Origin of the sequence: Pseudomonas sp. FP597, from assembly GCF_030687435.1 — a bacterium.
Lineage (GTDB): Bacteria > Pseudomonadota > Gammaproteobacteria > Pseudomonadales > Pseudomonadaceae > Aquipseudomonas > Aquipseudomonas lactucae.
Genome location: NZ_CP117432.1, coordinates 5,949,809 through 5,968,639 on the forward strand (window position 1 = coordinate 5,949,809; position 18,831 = coordinate 5,968,639).

16 protein-coding genes are annotated in these 18,831 nt (G+C 62.0%); 5 read left to right on the forward strand and 11 right to left on the reverse strand.

From position 1 onward, the window contains the following. Positions 1–136 precede the first annotated feature (136 nt). The 10 genes from PSH66_RS27330 to bioB form a co-directional block, all read right to left on the reverse strand. Positions 137–1,915 (reverse strand): acyl-CoA dehydrogenase C-terminal domain-containing protein, encoded by a 1,779-nt coding sequence (locus tag PSH66_RS27330; RefSeq protein WP_003176506.1) that lies wholly within the window; start codon positions 1,913–1,915, stop codon positions 137–139. 122 nt (positions 1,916–2,037) lie between these two features. After that, entirely contained in the window at positions 2,038–3,807 is a 1,770-nt protein-coding gene (locus PSH66_RS27335; RefSeq protein WP_003176507.1) for an acyl-CoA dehydrogenase C-terminal domain-containing protein, read from the reverse strand. Between the two features lie 90 nt (positions 3,808–3,897). After that, positions 3,898–5,190, reverse strand: a complete 1,293-nt coding sequence (locus PSH66_RS27340) for a diguanylate cyclase (protein ID WP_042945372.1) — start codon at positions 5,188–5,190, stop codon at positions 3,898–3,900. A 204-nt stretch (positions 5,191–5,394) separates the two neighbouring features. Further along, positions 5,395–7,200 carry a phenylacyl-CoA dehydrogenase gene (locus PSH66_RS27345; protein WP_003176509.1) on the reverse strand — a complete coding sequence of 602 codons (1,806 nt, stop codon included), beginning with the start codon at positions 7,198–7,200 and terminating at the stop codon, positions 5,395–5,397. A gap of 328 nt (positions 7,201–7,528) precedes the next feature. Next, a complete protein-coding gene (locus tag PSH66_RS27350) occupies positions 7,529–7,810 on the reverse strand; it encodes a hypothetical protein (protein ID WP_003176510.1) in 282 nt (93 codons plus the stop codon). Positions 7,811–7,915: 105 nt separating this feature from the next. Next, a complete protein-coding gene (gene bioD, locus PSH66_RS27355) occupies positions 7,916–8,596 on the reverse strand; it encodes a dethiobiotin synthase (RefSeq protein WP_003176511.1) in 681 nt (226 codons plus the stop codon). Then, positions 8,593–9,405 (reverse strand): malonyl-ACP O-methyltransferase BioC, encoded by an 813-nt coding sequence (gene bioC / locus PSH66_RS27360; protein WP_003176512.1) that lies wholly within the window; start codon positions 9,403–9,405, stop codon positions 8,593–8,595. Before bioC ends, bioD begins: the two co-directional genes overlap by 4 nt. Then, positions 9,398–10,129 (reverse strand): alpha/beta fold hydrolase, encoded by a 732-nt coding sequence (locus PSH66_RS27365; RefSeq protein ID WP_003176513.1) that lies wholly within the window; start codon positions 10,127–10,129, stop codon positions 9,398–9,400. The genes bioC and PSH66_RS27365 overlap by 8 nt, the downstream gene beginning before the upstream one ends. Beyond that, positions 10,122–11,291, reverse strand: a complete 1,170-nt coding sequence (gene bioF / locus PSH66_RS27370) for an 8-amino-7-oxononanoate synthase (protein ID WP_003176514.1) — start codon at positions 11,289–11,291, stop codon at positions 10,122–10,124. The genes PSH66_RS27365 and bioF overlap by 8 nt, the downstream gene beginning before the upstream one ends. A 56-nt stretch (positions 11,292–11,347) precedes the next feature. Next, entirely contained in the window at positions 11,348–12,403 is a 1,056-nt protein-coding gene (bioB, locus tag PSH66_RS27375; protein WP_003176515.1) for a biotin synthase BioB, read from the reverse strand. A gap of 92 nt (positions 12,404–12,495) precedes the next feature. On the opposite strand from bioB, the gene PSH66_RS27380 reads away from it, so the two are divergent. The 5 genes from PSH66_RS27380 to rarD all read left to right on the forward strand — a co-directional run bounded on the left by PSH66_RS27380 (position 12,496) and on the right by rarD (position 18,182). Then, on the forward strand, positions 12,496–13,233 hold the full coding sequence (locus tag PSH66_RS27380) for a ComF family protein (protein WP_003176516.1): 738 nt from the start codon (positions 12,496–12,498) through the stop codon (positions 13,231–13,233). Between the two features lie 52 nt (positions 13,234–13,285). Further along, a complete protein-coding gene (locus tag PSH66_RS27385) occupies positions 13,286–14,050 on the forward strand; it encodes a TOBE domain-containing protein (RefSeq protein WP_305427991.1) in 765 nt (254 codons plus the stop codon). Positions 14,051–14,130: 80 nt separating this feature from the next. Continuing rightward, the gene (locus PSH66_RS27390; protein WP_305427992.1) at positions 14,131–16,029 is read left to right on the forward strand and encodes a PhoX family phosphatase; all 1,899 of its coding nucleotides are present in this window, start codon (positions 14,131–14,133) and stop codon (positions 16,027–16,029) included. A 170-nt stretch (positions 16,030–16,199) separates the two neighbouring features. Then, a complete protein-coding gene (locus PSH66_RS27395; RefSeq protein ID WP_003176519.1) occupies positions 16,200–17,174 on the forward strand; it encodes a serine/threonine protein kinase in 975 nt (324 codons plus the stop codon). A 123-nt stretch (positions 17,175–17,297) separates the two neighbouring features. Beyond that, a complete protein-coding gene (gene rarD, locus PSH66_RS27400) occupies positions 17,298–18,182 on the forward strand; it encodes an EamA family transporter RarD (RefSeq protein WP_003176520.1) in 885 nt (294 codons plus the stop codon). Between the two features lie 111 nt (positions 18,183–18,293). Here the strand turns inward: rarD and PSH66_RS27405 are convergent, their stop codons facing one another. Then, on the reverse strand, positions 18,294–18,806 hold the full coding sequence (locus tag PSH66_RS27405; protein ID WP_141062952.1) for a glycine cleavage system protein R: 513 nt from the start codon (positions 18,804–18,806) through the stop codon (positions 18,294–18,296). Positions 18,807–18,831: the final 25 nt, after the last annotated feature.

The following is an 18,831-nucleotide window of genomic DNA, read 5'->3' on the forward strand; positions in this document are numbered from 1 at the left end:
CCTACGTGTCCGTGTTGTTGCTTTGCGCTTCCTGCGCGACGTCCATGTGAAGTAGATTATCGATGGATCCAATGTGGCGATAGAGGACGAATAGCAGTACGTCATGTAAGAGAATGCTTACACGCCCTCCAAGCCTTTAAAACAGCGCCTCATCCAGCAAAAACAGCGATTCGCTACCGGCTTTTACCGACGCATTCAATGAGTGAATACGCGGTAACAGACGGGCGAAGTAGAATCGCGCCGTGCCCAGCTTGCTGGCGTAGAAGTCGTCTTCGGCTTCTTTGCCCAAAGCAGCCTTGGCCATGCGTGCCCACATGTAGGCATAGGCCATGTAACCAAACGCATGCAAATACTCGACCGAAGCCGCGCCGATTTCATTCGGATTGGCCTTGGCGCGGTCCAGCACCCAGGCGGTCAGTTCGTCCAGGTTGTCCACCGCCGCGCTCAGCGGCTTGGTGAACTCGACCAACTCGGCGCCCGCGCCGGCGATGAACTGGCGGATCTCGTCGGCAAACAAGCGATAGAACGCACCGCCGCTGCCGACGATCTTGCGTCCCATCAAGTCCAGGGCCTGAATGCCGTTGGTGCCTTCGTAGATCTGGGTGATGCGCACATCACGCACCAGTTGCTCCTGGCCCCACTCACGAATGTAGCCGTGACCGCCGAACACTTGCTGGCCGAGCACGGTGGTTTCCAGGCCCAGGTCGGTCAGGAACGCCTTGGCCACCGGGGTCAGTAACGCCACCAGGTTGTCCGCACGCTCGCGGGCGGCGGCGTCGTCGCTGAACTTGGCGATGTCCAGCTGCGTCGCCACGTAGGTGGAGAACGCCCGGCCGCCTTCGTTCGAGGCTTTCATGGTCAACAGCATGCGACGCACGTCCGGATGCACAATGATCGGGTCGGCAGCTTTGTCTTTCGCCTGAGCGCCCGTTGGCGAGCGGCTTTGCAGACGATCACGCGCATATTCGATGGCGTTCTGGTAAGAACGCTCGCCGGACGCCAGGCCCTGGATACCCACCCCCAGGCGCTCGTAGTTCATCATGGTGAACATCGCCGCCAACCCACGGTTCGGCTCGCCCACCAGGTAGCCCACGGCTTCGTCGAAGTTCATCACGCAGGTAGCGGACGCCTGGATGCCCATCTTGTGTTCGATCGAACCACAGCTCACCGGGTTACGCGCACCGAGGCTGCCGTCGGCGTTGACCATGAATTTGGGCACCAGGAACAACGAGATGCCCTTGGGACCGGCCGGTGCGTCCGGCAGTTTGGCCAACACCAAGTGGATGATGTTTTCGGTGAGGTCGTGTTCGCCACCGGTGATAAAAATCTTGGTCCCGCTGACGGTGTAGGAACCGTCCGCCTGCGGCTCGGCCTTGGTACGGATCATCCCCAGGTCGGTGCCGGCATGGGCTTCGGTCAGGCACATGGAGCCGGCCCACTCACCGGAGTACATCTTCGGCAGGTAGGCGGCCTTGAGTTCCTCGCTGGCGTGCGTTGCGATCGACACACAGGCGCCGGACGTCAGCATCGGGTACAGGCCGAACGCCAGGCTCGACGAGTTGATCATCTCTTCAACCTGGGCCGACACAGCCTTGGGCATGCCCATGCCACCGAAGGCCGGGTCACCGCCCACTCCTACCCAGCCGCCCTCAGCGTAGGTTGTGTAGGCCTGTGGAAAACCGTCCGGTGTAAACACGACCGTGTCTTCCCAACGGCAACCTTGCTCATCGCCGCCGCGGCTGAGCGGGGCGATGGATTTGGCGGTGACCTTGCCGGCTTCTTCGAGGATCGCCTCGACAGTTTCGGCGTCAACGGTGTCTGCCAACGCCGGCAATTGGGCCCACGTATTGGCAACCTCAAACACTTCGTTGAGGACGAAGCGCATATCACGCAGCGGCGCTTTGTAATCAGCCATGGCAAACCTCGTGAGAACGTGAAAAGTGATTCGATAGGATCTGTTTTACAGGCTCCGAGTGTACCCGAACAACTTTTCAGACACATAGGGTCCACTTGTGACTGGCTGGTATTTTTAAGTCACTACAACGCAAACGCCTCCGCAGGCAGACTCATCAGGCACTCGCTGCCCGCTTCGACAGCGGCGCGGTGGGTGGCGGTACGTGGCAGCAGGCGTTTGAAATAGAACTCACAAGTGGCCAGCTTGGCCCTGGCAAATTCGGCATCGTCGTGGTCCTGCGCGGCGATTGCCATGCGCAACCACAGGTAGGCGAGGATGATGTAACCGCTGTACATCAAGTAATCCACCGCGGCGGCGCCGACTTCATCCGGATTCTTCATCGCAGCCATGCCGACCTGGGTGGTCAGTTCGCCCCACTGCTGGTTCAGTTGATTGAGCTGCGCCACATAGGACTTGAGCTGTACATGTTCGGCATTCGCGGCGCAAAACTTATGCACGATTTTGGTAAACCCGCGCAACAACTTGCCCTGACTGCCCAGCACCTTGCGCCCCAGCAGGTCGAGGGCCTGGATGCCATTGGTGCCTTCATAGATCGGCGCGATACGCGCATCACGCGCCAGTTGCTCCATGCCCCACTCGCGGATGTAGCCGTGGCCGCCGAAGACCTGCATGCCGTGGTTGGTCACCTCCAGCCCGGTCTCGGTCATAAAGGCTTTGCAGATCGGCGTGAGGAACGCCAACAAGTCTTCAGCCTCCTGGCGTTGGCCGGCGTCGCTGCTCAGGTGCGCGGTATCAAGCAGCTGCGCGGTCAAATACGTGAGTGCGCGATTGCCCTCGTTGAAGGCCTTCATCGTCAGCAGCATGCGGCGCACGTCCGCATGGACGATGATCGGGTCGGCAGCCTTGTCCGGGGCCTTGGCGCCGGTCAGCGAGCGCATTTGCAGGCGGTCGTTGGCGTATTTGATCGCACCCTGAAAGCTCGCCTCGCCGTTGCACAGGCCTTGCATGCCGGTGCCCAGGCGGGCGTGGTTCATCATGGTGAACATGCAGTTGAGGCCCTTGTTGGCCTCGCCAATCAAAAAACCCTTGGCGCCGTCGAAGTTCAGCACACAGGTGGCTGAGGCCTTGATGCCCATCTTGTGCTCGATGGCGCCACAGTGCACCGCGTTGCGCTCACCCGAGTCGGCGTGGAACTTGGGCACGATAAACAGGGAAATGCCCTTGGTGCCCGCCGGTGCGTCCGGCAATTTGGCCAGCACCAGATGGATGATGTTGGCGCTCATGTCGTGTTCGCCGGCCGAGATGAAGATCTTGCTGCCGGTCACCGCATAGCTGCCATCGGCCTGGGGCACGGCGCGGGTCTTGATCAGGCCCAGGTCGGTACCGCAATGGGCTTCGGTAAGGCACATGGTGCCGGTCCATTCGCCGGCGGTGAGCTTGTTCAGGTAGGTGTCTTTCTGCTCGACGGTGCCGTGGGCGTGGATCGCCGACATCGCGCCGTGGGTCAGGCCCGGATACATGCCCCAAGAGGTGTTGCTGGAGCCGATCATCTCGCTGAGCACCAGGCCCAGGGACTGCGGCAAGCCCTGGCCACCGTAGGCCGGGTCTGCCGCCACACCATGCCAGCCGCCTTCCACGTACTGGGCGAATGCTTCCTTGAAGCCCTTGGGCGTGGTGACCACGCCGTTGTCGAAATGGCAGCCTTCTTCATCGCCGCTGCGGTTGAGCGGCGATAGCACGTTCTCGCAGAATTTCGCGCCTTCTTCGAGGATCGCGCTGACCATGTCCGGGCTGGCGTCGGTTGCACCCAACGCGGCGTAGTGGCCGTGGAAATCAAACACGTTGTCGATCAGAAAGCGCATGTCGCGCAGGGGAGCTTTGTACTCAGGCATGGTCATGTCTCCGGCAGCAGATCCTTGCAACCTACTGCCGGCCCGCGCCTCAAACAATCATTGTAGAACCGCTGAATACAGCGCCATCACTCAACCGGCAGCGCTCTGCATGCGCACCGCGCCACGCCGCGTCTGCCCGGCCGCTACCACGCAGTTACGCCCCGCCCCCTTGGCGGCGTAAAGCGCCTCGTCGGCGGACTTGAGCACTTCTTCGGGCGTGCGTTGCTCCACCTGGCGTTCGGCCACGCCGATGCTGATCGTCACCGACACACTCGATGCACCGCCGGCGGCCCGACGCTGCCGGCCCTGGAAATCGTCCTGGGGGCGATTGTCCGGGTTGCGCAGTTTGATCGCGTAATCGGCGATGATCTGGCGCAGTTCCTCAAGGTGCGGCATGCACTCATCCAGGGTCTTGCCGGCATACACCACGGCGAACTCCTCGCCGCCGTAGCGATAGGCACGCCCGCCACCGCTGACCTTGGACAGTTTGCTCGCCACCAGGCGCAGCACCTGGTCGCCCACATCGTGACCATGGGTGTCGTTGAAGCGCTTGAAGTGATCGACGTCGGTCATCGCCAGCACGTAATTGCGCCCCAGCCGTTGCATGCGTTCGTTGAGCGCGCGACGCCCCGGCAACCCGGTCAGTTCGTCGCGAAACGCCATTTGATAAGCCTCGTGGGCCACGCCCGCGGCGATCATCAACATCACCTGGCTGCACATGATATTGAGGGTGAACGGCAGGATGAAAGTTTTCGGCAACATCCAGAACAGCCCCAGCAAGCCCACCAATTGCGCCGCATGCAGCGGACGCGGCTGGTACCAGTACTGTGCCGCGAGGATCAAAAAGCCGATCAGGAACATTGGGTACGACAGTTGGATCAGGTTCATCCAGCTGCCATGCAGCGCCGGCCAGCGAATCTCCGCCAGCCAGCCCAGCACCGCTTCGGGGTAACTCTGTTCAAGGGCCAGCGCCACGCTGCCTATCGCCAGCAACACCGCGCCGCGTGCAACAAAGTCGCGAAACAGATGAGTCTTCTCCTGCCACAACGCATAGATGCTGAACAGCACCGGCAACAACAGGCAACACAGATGGAACACCACCGCCGCGTCTTCGCGTACACGGCCGTTGTCGCGGTAGAAATCAGTCTGGGTATCGAGCAGGAAGTAAACGACGTACACCGTCATCATCAAGAACAGCTCACGCTGGCGTCGATAGACCGCGCAATACGAACCGCCGAGCAACAGCACCAACGTCGGCAACACGTTGAACAGCGAGGTGAAGAAAACGTTGAGATCCTTGACGTACGCAGCCGAGAGCCCTGCCAGCAAGAGCAGCAGCGAGGGGAAAAAATGACTGAACCGTACGGCGGACACGCGTGACAAGGGTAAAGCTCCGAAGCGCAAAGATGATGGCACTGTGCCTTGACCCGGACAGTTAAGCACACCTTGTCCGCCATGTATCACATTGCCACTACTGTAACGGCAGCGGCCGACAATCCCTGAGCGCTTCACTGCGGTTTTTTATCGCCCATAAAAAACGCCGCTCCCCAAGGGAAGCGGCGGTTTTCGAAGCTTATCCGGTAAGGCTTAGTAAGCCAGGCCGAAGTCTTCTTCTTTCATGTCCATCAGGTTGCCGGCGCCCGACAGCATGGTGGCCACGTGGGTACGGGTACGTGGCAGGATACGCTGGAAGTAGAAGCGCGCGGTCTGCAGCTTGGCGGTGTAGAACGCTTCTTCGCTGGTGCCGGCAGCCAGTTTTTCGGCCGCCAGGCGTGCCATGTCGGCCCAGAAGTAAGCCAGGCAGGCGTAACCGGAATACATCAGGTAATCCACCGAAGCGGCACCGACTTCTTCACGGTCTTTCATGGCCGCCATGCCGACCTTCATGGTCAACTCGCCCCATTCTTTGTTCAGTGCAGCCAGCGGTGCGACGAACTCTTTGACAGCGTCGTTGCCTTCGTTGGCCTGGCAGAACTTGTGCACGATCTTGGTGAAACCCTTGAGCGCTTCGCCCTGGGTCATCAGCACTTTACGGCCGAGCAGGTCGAGCGCCTGGATGCCGGTGGTGCCTTCGTACAACATTGAGATGCGGCTGTCGCGAACGTTCTGCTCCATGCCCCACTCGGCGATGAAGCCGTGGCCGCCGTAGATCTGCACACCATGGTTGGCCGACTCAAAACCGACTTCGGTCATGAACGCCTTGGCAATCGGGGTCATGAACGCCAGCAGGCCATCGGCCTGTTTCTTGGCTTCGTCGTCGGTGCCGTATTTAACGATGTCCACTTGCTTGGCGGTGAAGTACACCATCGCACGGTTGCCTTCGGCGAAGGCTTTCATGGTCAACAGCATGCGGCGCACGTCAGGGTGCACGATGATCGGGTCAGCGGCCTTGTCCGGCGCTTTCGGGCCGGTCAGCGAGCGCATCTGCAGGCGGTCGCGAGCGTATTTCAGGCCGCCCTGGAAGCCGATCTCGGCGTGAGCCAGGCCTTGCAGCGCGGTGCCCAGGCGAGCGGTGTTCATAAAGGTGAACATGCAGTTCAGGCCTTTGTTCGCCGGGCCGATCAGGTAACCGGTGGCCGCGTCGAAGTTCATCACGCAAGTGGCGTTGCCGTGGATGCCCATCTTGTGTTCAAGAGAGCCACAGCTCACCGCGTTGCGCTCGCCGATCGAACCGTCTGCATTCGGCAGGAACTTGGGCACGATAAACAGCGAGATGCCTTTGGTACCGGCCGGTGCATCGGGCAGGCGGGCCAGTACGATGTGGACGATGTTGTCGGCCATGTCGTGTTCGCCGGCCGAGATGAAGATCTTGGTGCCGGAGACTTTGTAGGAACCATCGGCCTGAGGTTCAGCCTTGGTGCGCAACATGCCCAGGTCGGTGCCGCAGTGCGGCTCGGTCAGGCACATGGTGCCGGTCCATTCGCCCGACACCAGTTTGGTCAGGTAGGCCTCTTGCTGCTCGGGAGTGCCGTGCTCGGAGATGGTATTCATCGCACCGTGGGACAGGCCTGGGTACATACCCCACGACCAGTTGGCTTCGCCGACCATTTCGCTCACGGCCAGGCCCAGGGATTCCGGCAGGCCTTGACCACCGTGCTCCACGTCGTGGGCCAGGCTCGGCCAGCCGCCTTCGACGAATTGTTTGTAGGCTTCTTTGAAGCCTGCAGGGGTTTTAACGCCTGACTCACTCCAGGTACATCCTTCGATGTCACCCACGCGGTTCAACGGTGCCAGCACTTGCTCACAGAACTTGGCGCCTTCTTCAAGGATGGCGTCGACCATGTCCGGGGTAGCGTCCTGGCAAGCCGGCAGGCTCTGATAGTGCGCTTCATAACCGAGCAGTTCGTCACGAACGAAGCGAATATCACGCAAGGGGGCCTTGTAGTCAGGCATAGCGATAAACCTCTGCTGATGTAGCTGGAATGAACAACCGCGTGGAATTTATTGTGGCGGTCAAACAGGTGTTTGAAACATACGTTTACGACCTTGGGATGTCAAGCGTCGCTCAGATGCCGTTTGTCATGACACACGTCAACCCAGGCGCAACAAGGCCTGAGGCTGGATGCCACATCAAAGAGGTGTATAGAAAGGGATCGGATTAAAACAGGGCACATGTGGGAGGGGGCTTGCTCCCGATAGCGGTGGATCAGTCAGATAGTGTCGACTGAAACGATGCTATCGGGAGCAAGCCCCCTCCCACATATTAATTAGCGCCAGCAGATCAGGCGTAGGTGTCGATCAGAGTACCGAGCATTTCATCCGAAGCCTTGGCGACTTTGACGCCCAGCTCGACCTGAAACTTGCCTTCGGCCAGTTCCACCATATTGCTGGCGGAGTTGGTCGGCTGCCCGCGATTGACCGCCTGCAAGCGGTCATTCTGCGCATCCGAAGGTTGGCTGGTAGCGGCACTGGCGATCTTGCCGGCGGCCTGGTCGACACGGTTCTGCCCGGACTGAATGGTATTCAGGCCCGAATAAAACGCGCTGCTTCCAGAGATGTCCATGGCTAAGCCTGCCTTTAGAGAACCGTGAACGGTGATTGAAGCAGAGAACGTGGCCAAATGCCCGTCAAAAACACTAATGGCACTATGCCTTAGCGATAGCCAAAATCAGTCAAGCAGGTCCAGGTGCAGGTAGTGCGCCACGGCTTCAGCCCCGGCGTGCTTGAGTTTGGGCACACGTCCCAGGCATGGCGCGGGCAACCGCTCAGCGAGGGTGGCGAGGTTTTCTTCCAGACGGGAGGTCTTGGGGTCGATGATATTGGCCACCCACCCCGCCAACGGCAAACCGTCCCGCGCAATGGCTTCGGCGGTGAGCAAGGCATGGCTGATGCAGCCCAGGCGCACCCCCACCACCAGGATCACCGGCAGTTTGAGCGCCATGGCCAGGTCCGAGAGGTTGGCCTGGTCGGCCAAGGGCACGCGCCAGCCGCCGGCGCCTTCGATCAAGGTGAAATCCGCCTGGTGCGCCAGAATTTGCTGCATGGGTTTGAGCAACGCTTGCACCGTCAGCGCAACCCCCGCCTCGCGCGCCGCCAAATGCGGTGCGATGGCCGGCTCGAACGCCACTGGATTGACCTCGGCATAACTCAACGGCAACGAACACTGCGCCAGCAGTGCCAGCGCATCGGCGTTGCGCAGGCCATTGGGCGTGAGCGTGCAGCCGGACGCCACCGGTTTGCCGGCCGCCGTGCTTTTGCCGGCTTGACGCGCGGCATGCAAGAGGCCGGCGGCGATGGTGGTCTTGCCCACATCGGTGTCGGTGCCGGTGATGAAATAAGCGGCGCTCATAAAGGTTTCTCCAATACGGCATACACCACTTGGTAAGTCGCCGGCAGGCCCTGGACCTGGCGCAACTGTTCATACGCTTGCACCAGTGCGCTAATCCGCGCGCGACCCGTCAAGCCGCCGGGGCGGCCCGGGTTCAGATTATGCGCGCCGAGGGCCTTCAATTCGTGGGTCAGGCTGCGCACATCCGGGAAATGCAGCACATGGGCCTGACGCTCCAGACTGACCACGCGCAAGCCACTGGCGGCGCACAAGTGCTGGTAGGCCTCGAAGGTACGGAAGCGGTTGACGTGCACCAGGCCATCGACGGCGCGCCAGCTCTCGCGCAGCTCATTCAGGGTGCCCACGCACAAACTGGCAAAGGCCAATACCCCGCCCGGTTGCAACACGCGCAAGGCCTCGCTGAGCACGGCGTCGAAATTCGCACACCATTGCACCGCCAGGCTGGAGAAGAGCAGCTCGAAGCTGTCAGCCTTCAGCGGCAAGCGCTCCGCATCGCCGGCGATAAAGTGTTCGGCACCACCCAACGGCCGTGCGTGCTCCAGCATACCCTCGGCAATGTCCAGCGCAACGCCTTGGCCGACAGGAAAAAAACCGCCCAGTACACGGCTGAAATAACCCGTGCCGCACCCCAGATCCAGCCAGCGATGTGGCGAAATGGCTTCTGGCAGGCGATTGAGCAACTCATGCCCCACTGCCCGCTGCAACTGGGCCACGCTGTCATAACTGGCGGCCGCACGGGAAAACGACGCCGCCACCAGGCGCTTGTCCGGCAAGGCCCCTGGCAATGGGGGGAGGGATAAATCAGTCATCAACACACTCATGCAAAAAAGCCTGTATGGCACCCGCCACACCGTGGGGGTCCTCCAGAAGAAAAGCGTGACCGGCCTGTTCAATCAGGCCGACTTCTACATCGGGCAGCAAAGCCAACAGCGCGCCGGCCGCTTCGGCGGGCACCAACTCGTCCATTCCGGCAAACAGGTGCAGTTGGGGGCCCCCATAAGCCTGCAAGGCCTCGCGGGTATCCAGTTGCGCAAGCAGCTCAAGGCCGGCCATCAGCCGGTTGGGCGACGTATCTGGCGCACCACTGACCAACAATCGCCCCAGCCCGCGCGAGTCTTCGGCGCCTTTGGCACACAACAGTCCGAAGCGCTTGAGGGTGACCCGAGGGTCGGCGTGGCAACCGGCGAGGAACGCCTCGAAGGTCTCGCCGGGCATTGCACTCGGCCAACCGTCACGGGCGACAAAACACGGGTTGCTCGCCAGGGTCAGCAGGCCCCGGCAACGCTCGCCGCGCCGTGCCGCCAGCTCGCCAGCCAGCATGCCGCCAAGGGACCAGCCGCCCAGCCAGGCGTTATCCGGCAATGTGGCATCGAGTTCGTCGAGCCATGCCTCCAGGTCGCTGGAATCCAGTGTGGGCAACGGCTCCACGCACACCCGCAGGTGTTCATCCAGGCCTTGCAAGGCGGCGACCAACGGTTCCAGCGGCGAAATGCCAAGGCCCCAGCCGGGCAGCAGTATCAGTTGATCACGCATGGGCGGGCTCCAACTGCAAACACCCTTCCAATGCGTTCAACAATAACTGCACCTGCGCTGCGCTATGGGCCGCGGTCAAGGTCACGCGCAGGCGGGCACTGCCGGCAGGCACGGTCGGTGGGCGGATCGCGGTGACCATCAGGCCGCGCTCGCGTAGCCGCTGGGATAAACGAACGGCCCTGGCGCTGTCACCGACCAGGATCGGTTGGATCGGTGTGAAGCTGTCCATCAGTTCCAGCCCAAGCTGCTCGGCGCCCTGGCGGAATTGGCGGATCAGCCCATTGAGGTGCTCGCGCCGCCAATGTTCGGTGCGCAACAGCGTCAGGCTTTTCAGCGTGGCGCAAGCCAGCGCCGGCGGTTGGCTGGTGGTGTAAATGTAGGGACGGGCGAACTGGATCAGGCTTTCGATCAGCTCTTCACTGCCGGCCACGAACGCGCCGGCGGTACCGAAGGCCTTGCCAAGCGTGCCGACCAATACCGGCACGTCCTTCTGGCTCAAGCCGAAATGCTCGACGATCCCACCGCCGTTGGCCCCCAGCGGGCCGAAACCATGGGCGTCGTCCACCATCAACCAGGCGCCTTTGGCCTTGGTTTCTCGGGCCAACACGGGCAGGTCGGCCAGATCGCCGTCCATGCTGAACACGCCGTCGGTGACCACCAGGGTGTTGCCGGTGGCTTTCTCCAGGCGCTTGGCCAGGCTGGCCGCGTCATTATGCAGATAGCGATTGAACCGCGCGCCCGACAGCAAGCCGGCATCCAGCAGCGAGGCATGGTTGAGGCGGTCTTCCAGCACCGTATCGCCCTGCCCCACCAATGCCGTGACCGCGCCCAAATTGGCCATGTAGCCCGTGGTAAACAGCAACGCACGCGGGCGACCGGTCAGGTCGGCCAGGGCTTCTTCAAGTTCATGGTGCGGCGTGGCGTGCCCGACCACCAAGTGCGAAGCCCCACCGCCCACGCCCCAACGGGATGCACCGGCGCGCCAGGCTTCGATCACCTGCGGATGATTGGCCAGGCCCAGGTAGTCATTGCTGCAAAATGCCAACAGCGGCTGGCCGTCCACCACCACTTCAGGGCCCTGGGGGCTCTGGAGCAGGGGACGATGACGGTAAAGGTGTTCGGCACGGCGGGCAGCGAGGCGCGCGGCGAGATCGAAAGACATGCAGGCCTCGGACTAACAGGATTAACTCGGTCAACAATGTGGGAGGCGCACTTCAATCAAACGGCGGCGTTGTAGAACTGCTCGCTGCTCTTCTGCTCCACCAACGCCTGCTCGATCGCCGCCTGGTGCACTTCATCGGCGTGCTCTTCACGGGCTTCCGGCAGGATGCCCAGGCGCGCGAACAGTTGCATGTCCTTGTCGGCCTGCGGGTTGGCCGTGGTCAACAGTTTGTCGCCGTAGAAGATTGAGTTGGCGCCGGCAAAAAAAGCCAGGGCCTGCATCTGCTCGTTCATCGCTTCACGGCCGGCCGACAGCCGCACATGGGATTGCGGCATCAGGATGCGCGCCACCGCCAGCATGCGGATGAAGTCGAACGGGTCGATGTCCTCGGCGTTTTCCAACGGCGTACCCGCAACCTTCACCAGCATGTTGATCGGCACCGATTCCGGGTGCTCCGGCAGGTTGGCCAGTTGGATCAGCAGGTTGGCGCGATCGTCGAGGGACTCGCCCATGCCGAGGATACCGCCCGAACAGATCTTCATCCCCGACTCACGCACGTAGGCCAGGGTTTGCAGGCGCTCGCCGTAGGTGCGGGTAGTGATGATGCTGCCGTAGAACTCCGGCGAGGTGTCGAGGTTGTGGTTGTAGTAGTCGAGGCCGGCTTGGGCCAGCGCTTCGGTCTGGTCCTGGTCGAGACGACCGAGGGTCATGCAGGTTTCCAGGCCCATGGCCTTCACCCCTTTGACCATCTGCAGCACGTAGGGCATGTCCTTGGCCGACGGGTGCTTCCAGGCCGCGCCCATGCAGAAACGCGTCGAGCCGATGGCTTTGGCGCGGGCGGCCTCTTCGAGGACCTTCTGCACCTCCATCAACTTTTCTTTTTCCAGGCCGGTGTTGTAGTGGCCCGACTGCGGACAATATTTGCAATCTTCCGGGCAGGCGCCGGTCTTGATCGACAGCAGGGTCGACACCTGCACCCGGTTGGCGTCGAAATGCGCGCGGTGCACAGTCTGCGCCTGGAACAACAGGTCATTGAACGGTTGCACGAACAGTGCTTTGACTTCGGCCAGGGACCAATCGTGACGCAGGGTGGCAGTGGTGCTGGCGCTCATGGGCAATTCCTTGGTTATGCTTGGGCTGGCGCTGCGGGAAGGGCAATACCCACAGGCACGACACGGATGCTCGGCATATTTAAGGAAGATTCATGCACTGTCAACCGAAGTACAAACACCAAGTTTACATCTGGTTAAAAAACATACAGACATGTTTAATCTGCGATGAGCCCACCGAAACGGCCGATTCGGTGTGCAACGCCTGCGAAACCGAGCTGCCCTGGCTGATGGAGCACTGCGAGGTCTGTGCGCTGCCCTTGCCGATGGACGGCCTGGTCTGCGGCCAATGCCAGCAGCAACCACCGGCCTTTAAACAGGTGGTCGCCCCTTGGACCTACAGCTTTCCCGTCGACAGCCTCATCAGCCGCTTCAAGCATCAGGCGCGCTGGCCTCTCGGGCATCTGCTGGGGCGTTTATTGGGACAACACCTGCAACACCGCTTCGACAACACGTCACTGCCCCGCCCGCACGCATTACTGCCGGTGCCCATGGCGCGCAAACGCCTGCGCGAACGCGGCTATAACCAGGCATTGATGCTGGCGCGCTGGCTCAGCGCCGACCTGAACATCGCCTGCGATGAACACCTGTTATTACGCCCCCATGAAACCGTGGCGCAGCAAGCGCTCGACGCCAAGACCCGCAAACGCAACCTGCTCGGCGCGTTTGCCCTGGCGGCCGACGCCCAGGTGCAAGACCGTCACTTCGCGTTGGTGGACGACGTGCTCACCACTGGCGCCACCGCCCACAGCCTGGCGCGCCTGTTGATAAACGCCGGCGCCAGGCAAGTCGACGTGTACTGCCTGGCCCGCACGCCCAAGCCAGGCACTTGACTCTCATGCCCGCCAGCCGCAACGTCCACTTATTCCACAGCAGTGTGCGCCCATGTCTCTACCCCCCTCTCTCAGCCAACATATCGTTCGCCGCCCCCAGCGCATCGCCCTGCTCGCGCATATCGCCGAACAGGGCTCCATCACCCGCGCCGCCAAGAGTGCCGGGTTGAGCTACAAGGCGGCCTGGGATGCCATCGACGAGTTGAACAATCTGGCGCAAAAACCCCTGGTGGAACGCAGCGTCGGCGGCAAAGGCGGCGGCGGTGCCAGGCTCACGGCCGAAGGTGAACGGGTACTGCGTCTCTACCAGCGCCTGCAAGTGCTGCAGGCCCAGGTGCTGGGCTCGGACGAGGCGGCCAGCGACTTCAACCTGCTCGGTCGCCTGATGTTGCGCACCAGCGCGCGCAACCAGTTACACGGCCAGGTCATTGCGATTGAACGCCATGGCCGCAACGACCTGATCCGCCTGCAACTGGCGGGCGGGCTGAAGCTGGATGCCCACATCACCCACGACAGCACCCAGCGGCTGGAGCTGGAGTCGGGCGTTGAAGTGGTCGCGTTGATCAAGGCCGGTTGGCTGGAGTTGCTCGCGCCTCATGACACTGCAACACCTGGACACAATTGCATGAGAGGCACCGTCGACACCCTTCTCGATGCCGAGGACGGCCCCAGCGAAGTGCGCATCGCCCTGCCCAATGGCCAGGTTTTGTGCGCATTGGCCCAGCCTGACGCACTCAAGGCCATGGGCGTCGCCGATGGCGTGGCGGTCCGAGTGCAATTCGCTCCCGGCCATGTACTGCTCGGCACACCGGTTTAAACCTCGCCCGTCTTCAAACCGCAACAATTTCGTCACAGCGGCTGCTTAAGGTGTTCGCAAAAAGCACGCAAGGAACCGTGATGAGCCTGTTAGAAGAAAACCAAGCCACCGACCTCGAACAGATGGTCGGCCTCACCCGCCGCCGCTTTATCGGCGCCGGCGCCCTGTGCGGTGCCGCGATGTTCCTGGGCGGCAACCTGCTCAGCCGCAGCGCCCTGGCCGTGAACGCCGCGTCCGCCAGCCCGCTGTTGGGTTTCACCAGCATCGCCGCCGCCACCAGCGACACCCTCACCTTGCCGCCGGGCTACAGCGCTTCGGTGCTGATCAGTTGGGGCCAGCCGCTGCACAAGAACGCCCCGGCGTTCGACCCGTCCGGCAACGGCACGGCCAAGGCCCAGGAGCAGCAGTTCGGCGACAACAACGATGGCATGAGCCTGTTCGCCTTCCCCGGCGACGACAACCGCGCACTGATGGCGATCAACAACGAATACACCAACTACCGTTACCTCTACGCCCACGGCGGCGCGCCGCAATCGGCCGAAGACGTGCACAAGGCCCAGGCCAGCGAAGGCGTGTCGGTGATCGAAGTACGGCGCAAGGGCGACACCTGGCAGTTCGTCCAGGAATCGCGCTACAACCGGCGTATTCATGGCAACTCGCCGATCCGCCTCAGCGGCCCCGCAGCCGGCCACGACTGGCTGAAAACCAGCGCCGACAAAACCGGCAAAAAAGTCCTCGGCACCTTCCAGAACTGCGCCAACGGCAAGACGCCGTGGGGCACTTACCTGACCTGTGAAGAGAACTTCACCGACTGCTTCGGCAGCAGCAACCCACAACAAGCGTTCGATGCCGGGCAGAAACGCTACGGCGTGGTCGCCGCCAGCAAAGACATCAACTGGCACCTGCACGACCCGCGCTTCGACATGGCCAAGAACCCCAACGAACTCAATCGCCATGGCTGGGTGGTGGAAATCGACCCGTTCGACCCGCAATCCACCCCGGTCAAGCGCACTGCCCTGGGCCGCTTCAAGCACGAGAACGCGGCGCTGGCCGAAACCCGCGACGGCCGCGCCGTGGTGTACATGGGCGACGATGAACGCGGTGAGTTCATCTACAAGTTCGTCAGCCGCGACACGATCAACCACAAGAACCCCAAGGCCAACAAAGACCTGCTCGACCACGGCACTTTGTATGTGGCGATCTTCGACGCGGGCGACGGCGATGCCGATCATCCAAAGGGCAAAGGCCAGTGGGTCGAGCTGACCCATGGCAAAAACGGCATCGACGCAAGCACAGGCTTCGCCAGCCAGGCCGAAGTGTTGATCCACGCGCGCCTGGCCGCCAGCGTGGTCAAAGCCACGCGCATGGACCGCCCGGAATGGATAGTGGTCAGCCCCACCGACGGCCAGGTCTATTGCACCCTGACCAACAATGCCAAGCGCGGCGAAGACGGCCAGCCGGTGGGCGGCCCCAACCCACGGGAGAAGAACGTCTACGGCCAGATCCTGCGCTGGAAAGCCAATGCCGATGACCACGGCGCAGCGGACTTCAGCTGGGACCTGTTTGTGGTGGCCGGCAACCCAGGCGTGCACGCGGGCAAGCCCAAGGGCGGCTCGTCCAACATCAACCCGCAGAACATGTTCAACAGCCCCGACGGCCTGGGTTTCGACAAGGCCGGGCGCCTGTGGATCCTCACCGATGGCGACTACAGCAACGCGGGTGACTTTGCGGGGATGGGCAACAACCAGATGCTTTGCGCTGACCCGAGCACCGGTGAAATCCGCCGCTTCATGGTCGGGCCGGTGGCGTGTGAGGTCACGGGAATCAGCTTCTCGCCGGATCAGAAGACGCTGTTCGTGGGGATTCAGCATCCGGGCGAAACCGGTGGTTCGACCTGGCCGGAGCATTTGCCCAATGGCAAGCCGCGTTCGTCGGTGATGGCGATTCGGCGGGATGACGGCGGGGTCGTCGGCGCCTGACAGGGCCTCATCGGAGGCAAGCCCCCTCCCCACATTTGAAATGTATTCACAAATCAAAGTGTGGGAGGGGGCTTGCTCCCGATGGCAATAGCACAGCCACCACCTATCTCTGGCCCGGTGCGTTACCATACCGGGCCGGACGCGGCGACCTGCTGCGCGCAGGAGTTCGCATGGCCCACCCGTTTGAAACACTTACCCCCGACCTGGTCCTCGACGCCGTCGAAAGCATCGGTTTTCTCAGTGATGCTCGCATCCTGGCGCTCAACAGCTACGAAAACCGCGTCTACCAAGTGGGTATCGAAGACTCCGAACCGCTGATCGCCAAGTTCTATCGTCCCCAGCGCTGGACCAACGAGGCGATCCTCGAAGAACACCGCTTCACCTTCGAACTGGCCGAATGCGACGTGCCGGTGGTGGCGCCCCTTATCCACAACGGCGCAAGCCTGTTCGAACACCAGGGTTTCCGCTTCACCCTGTTTCCCCGGCGGGGCGGCCGTGCGCCGGAGCCGGGCAATCTCGATCAGCTCTATCGCCTCGGGCAATTGCTCGGGCGCCTGCACGCGGTGGGCTCCACCCGCCCGTTCGAACACCGCGAAGCGTTGGGCGTAAAAAACTTCGGCCACGATTCCCTCACCACCCTGCTCGAAGGCAATTTCATTCCCAAGAGCCTGCTGCCGGCCTACGAGTCCGTGGCCCGCGACCTGCTCAAGCGCGTGGAAGAGGTGTACAAGGCCACGCCGCACAAGAACATCCGCATGCACGGCGATTGCCACCCCGGCAACATGATGTGCCGTGATGAGATGTTCCATATCGTCGACCTGGACGACTGCCGCATGGGCCCGGCGGTGCAGGACTTGTGGATGATGCTCGCCGGCGATCGTCAGGAATGCCTGGGGCAATTGTCGGAACTGATGGACGGCTACCAGGAGTTCCATGACTTCGACCCGCGCGAGCTGGCACTGATCGAACCGCTGCGCGCGTTGCGCCTGATGCACTACAGCGCCTGGCTGGCGCGGCGTTGGGACGACCCGGCGTTTCCGCACAGCTTTCCGTGGTTCGGCAGCGAGCGGTATTGGGGGGATCAGGTGCTGGCGTTGCGCGAGCAGCTGTCGGCGCTCAACGAAGAACCCCTGAAACTCTTCTGACCGCTTTGGCTTTTAGCGTGGGAGGCGGCTTGCCCCCTCCCACATGAAACAAAGCAGGTCCCACGGACTGACAAATATCCTTACAATCACGCCTTTGTCAGCTGCCCGAGCAAGGATTCTGCAATGCACGCCGCCAACCCCCGCAAGGGGTACATCCTGGGCCTGAGCGCCTATGTCATCTGGGGCTTGTTCCCGCTCTACTTCAAAGCCATCGCCAGCGTACCCGCCGCCGAGATCATCGTGCACCGCGTGCTGTGGTCGGCGCTGTTCGGCGGTTTGCTGTTGATGGTGTGGAAGCACCCCGGCTGGTTCCGCGAGCTGCGCGACAACCCCAGGCGCCTGGCGATTCTGGCCTTGAGCGGATCGTTGATTGCGGCCAATTGGCTGACCTACGTGTGGTCGGTGAACACCGGGCGCATGCTTGAAGCGAGCCTGGGTTATTACATCAACCCGCTAGTGAATGTGCTGCTCGGCATGCTGCTCCTCGGCGAACGCCTGCGTCGTTTGCAATGGGTAGCGGTGGGGCTGGCCGCTGTGGGTGTGGCGCAGCAGGTGTGGCAGGTCGGCAGCTTGCCGTGGGTGTCGCTGGCGCTGGCGCTGACCTTTGGCTTCTATGGCCTGATCCGCAAACAGGCCCCGGTCAAGGCCCTGCCGGGCCTGGTAGTAGAAACCTGGATGCTGGTGCCGATTGCCGTTGCGTGGTTGCTGTTCAATCCGACGGCCCACAGTGCGCAGCTTGAGTTCTGGAGTACGTCCGAAGCCTGGTGGCTGGTGGCCGCTGGCCCGGTGACGCTGATCCCGCTGGTGTGCTTCAACGCCGCCGCGCGGCATTTGCCATACACGGCCCTGGGCTTCTTGCAGTACGTGGCGCCGACCCTGGTGTTGCTGGAGGCCGTCTTGTTGTTCGGTGAACACCTGGCCCCAAGCACGCTGCTCGCCTTCGCCTTTATCTGGGCCGGCCTGGTGGTCTACAGCGTGGATGCCTGGCTGACCGTGCGCAAACGCTGATCAAATAACGTACAGACCTCTGCAAACCACAGCCGGCTTGGCTTGCAGAGATCAACCCCAAGGTTATCCACAGGCCCATGCAAGTTTTCCATGCATAACCTTGCGGGCCGACTATTCCTCGCTGTGCAGCTCTACCATCAAGTCATCGGCCAAGGTTTCCAGGCATTCCTGCAACTTATCCAGGGACAACGTCGACGGTACCTGCAGCAGCGCCTCGGCGGTGAACAGCGGATCACCGCTCATCGGTGCCGGCCGCACATCGGTGCTCAAACGCTCCAGGTTCACCCCCTGCTTGCTCAACAACGCCGTGATTTCACGCACGATGCCCGAGCGGTCATTGCCCACCAAGGTCATCACAATCGGCTTGGACGCCAGGGCCTGACCGGTACTCCCCTCACCCACCAGCACGCGAATGCCGTGTGTGGATAAGTCCTCCAACGCCCCCACCAACGCCTGGCGGTGCTCCGCAGGTACGCTGACCCGCAGGATCCCGGCGAACTGCCCGGCCATATGGGCCATGCGGCTTTCCAGCCAGTTGCCACCGTGGGCGGCAATGTTCTGCGCGATACGTTCAACCAGGCCGGGTTTGTCGGCGGCGATAATTGTGAGTACAAGATGGTCCATGGCGAAGCCCTCTGGAATTCAATCT

What these genes read in the sequence shown, in the direction of transcription:
- PSH66_RS27350 (WP_003176510.1), bottom strand. Translation starts at nt 7,810, where the DNA reads ATGGACATCTCTGGAAGCAGCGCGTTTTATTCGGGCCTGAATACCATT.
- PSH66_RS27330 (WP_003176506.1), bottom strand. Translation starts at nt 1,915, where the DNA reads ATGGCTGATTACAAAGCGCCGCTGCGTGATATGCGCTTCGTCCTCAAC.
- PSH66_RS27380 (WP_003176516.1), top strand. Translation starts at nt 12,496, where the DNA reads ATGCACTGTCAACCGAAGTACAAACACCAAGTTTACATCTGGTTAAAA.
- PSH66_RS27395 (WP_003176519.1), top strand. Translation starts at nt 16,200, where the DNA reads ATGGCCCACCCGTTTGAAACACTTACCCCCGACCTGGTCCTCGACGCC.
- PSH66_RS27390 (WP_305427992.1), top strand. Translation starts at nt 14,131, where the DNA reads ATGAGCCTGTTAGAAGAAAACCAAGCCACCGACCTCGAACAGATGGTC.
- PSH66_RS27335 (WP_003176507.1), bottom strand. Translation starts at nt 3,807, where the DNA reads ATGCCTGAGTACAAAGCTCCCCTGCGCGACATGCGCTTTCTGATCGAC.
- bioD (WP_003176511.1), bottom strand. Translation starts at nt 8,596, where the DNA reads ATGAGCGCCGCTTATTTCATCACCGGCACCGACACCGATGTGGGCAAG.
- PSH66_RS27365 (WP_003176513.1), bottom strand. Translation starts at nt 10,129, where the DNA reads ATGCGTGATCAACTGATACTGCTGCCCGGCTGGGGCCTTGGCATTTCG.
- bioF (WP_003176514.1), bottom strand. Translation starts at nt 11,291, where the DNA reads ATGTCTTTCGATCTCGCCGCGCGCCTCGCTGCCCGCCGTGCCGAACAC.
- PSH66_RS27345 (WP_003176509.1), bottom strand. Translation starts at nt 7,200, where the DNA reads ATGCCTGACTACAAGGCCCCCTTGCGTGATATTCGCTTCGTTCGTGAC.
- bioC (WP_003176512.1), bottom strand. Translation starts at nt 9,405, where the DNA reads ATGACTGATTTATCCCTCCCCCCATTGCCAGGGGCCTTGCCGGACAAG.
- bioB (WP_003176515.1), bottom strand. Translation starts at nt 12,403, where the DNA reads ATGAGCGCCAGCACCACTGCCACCCTGCGTCACGATTGGTCCCTGGCC.
- rarD (WP_003176520.1), top strand. Translation starts at nt 17,298, where the DNA reads ATGCACGCCGCCAACCCCCGCAAGGGGTACATCCTGGGCCTGAGCGCC.
- PSH66_RS27405 (WP_141062952.1), bottom strand. Translation starts at nt 18,806, where the DNA reads ATGGACCATCTTGTACTCACAATTATCGCCGCCGACAAACCCGGCCTG.
- PSH66_RS27385 (WP_305427991.1), top strand. Translation starts at nt 13,286, where the DNA reads ATGTCTCTACCCCCCTCTCTCAGCCAACATATCGTTCGCCGCCCCCAG.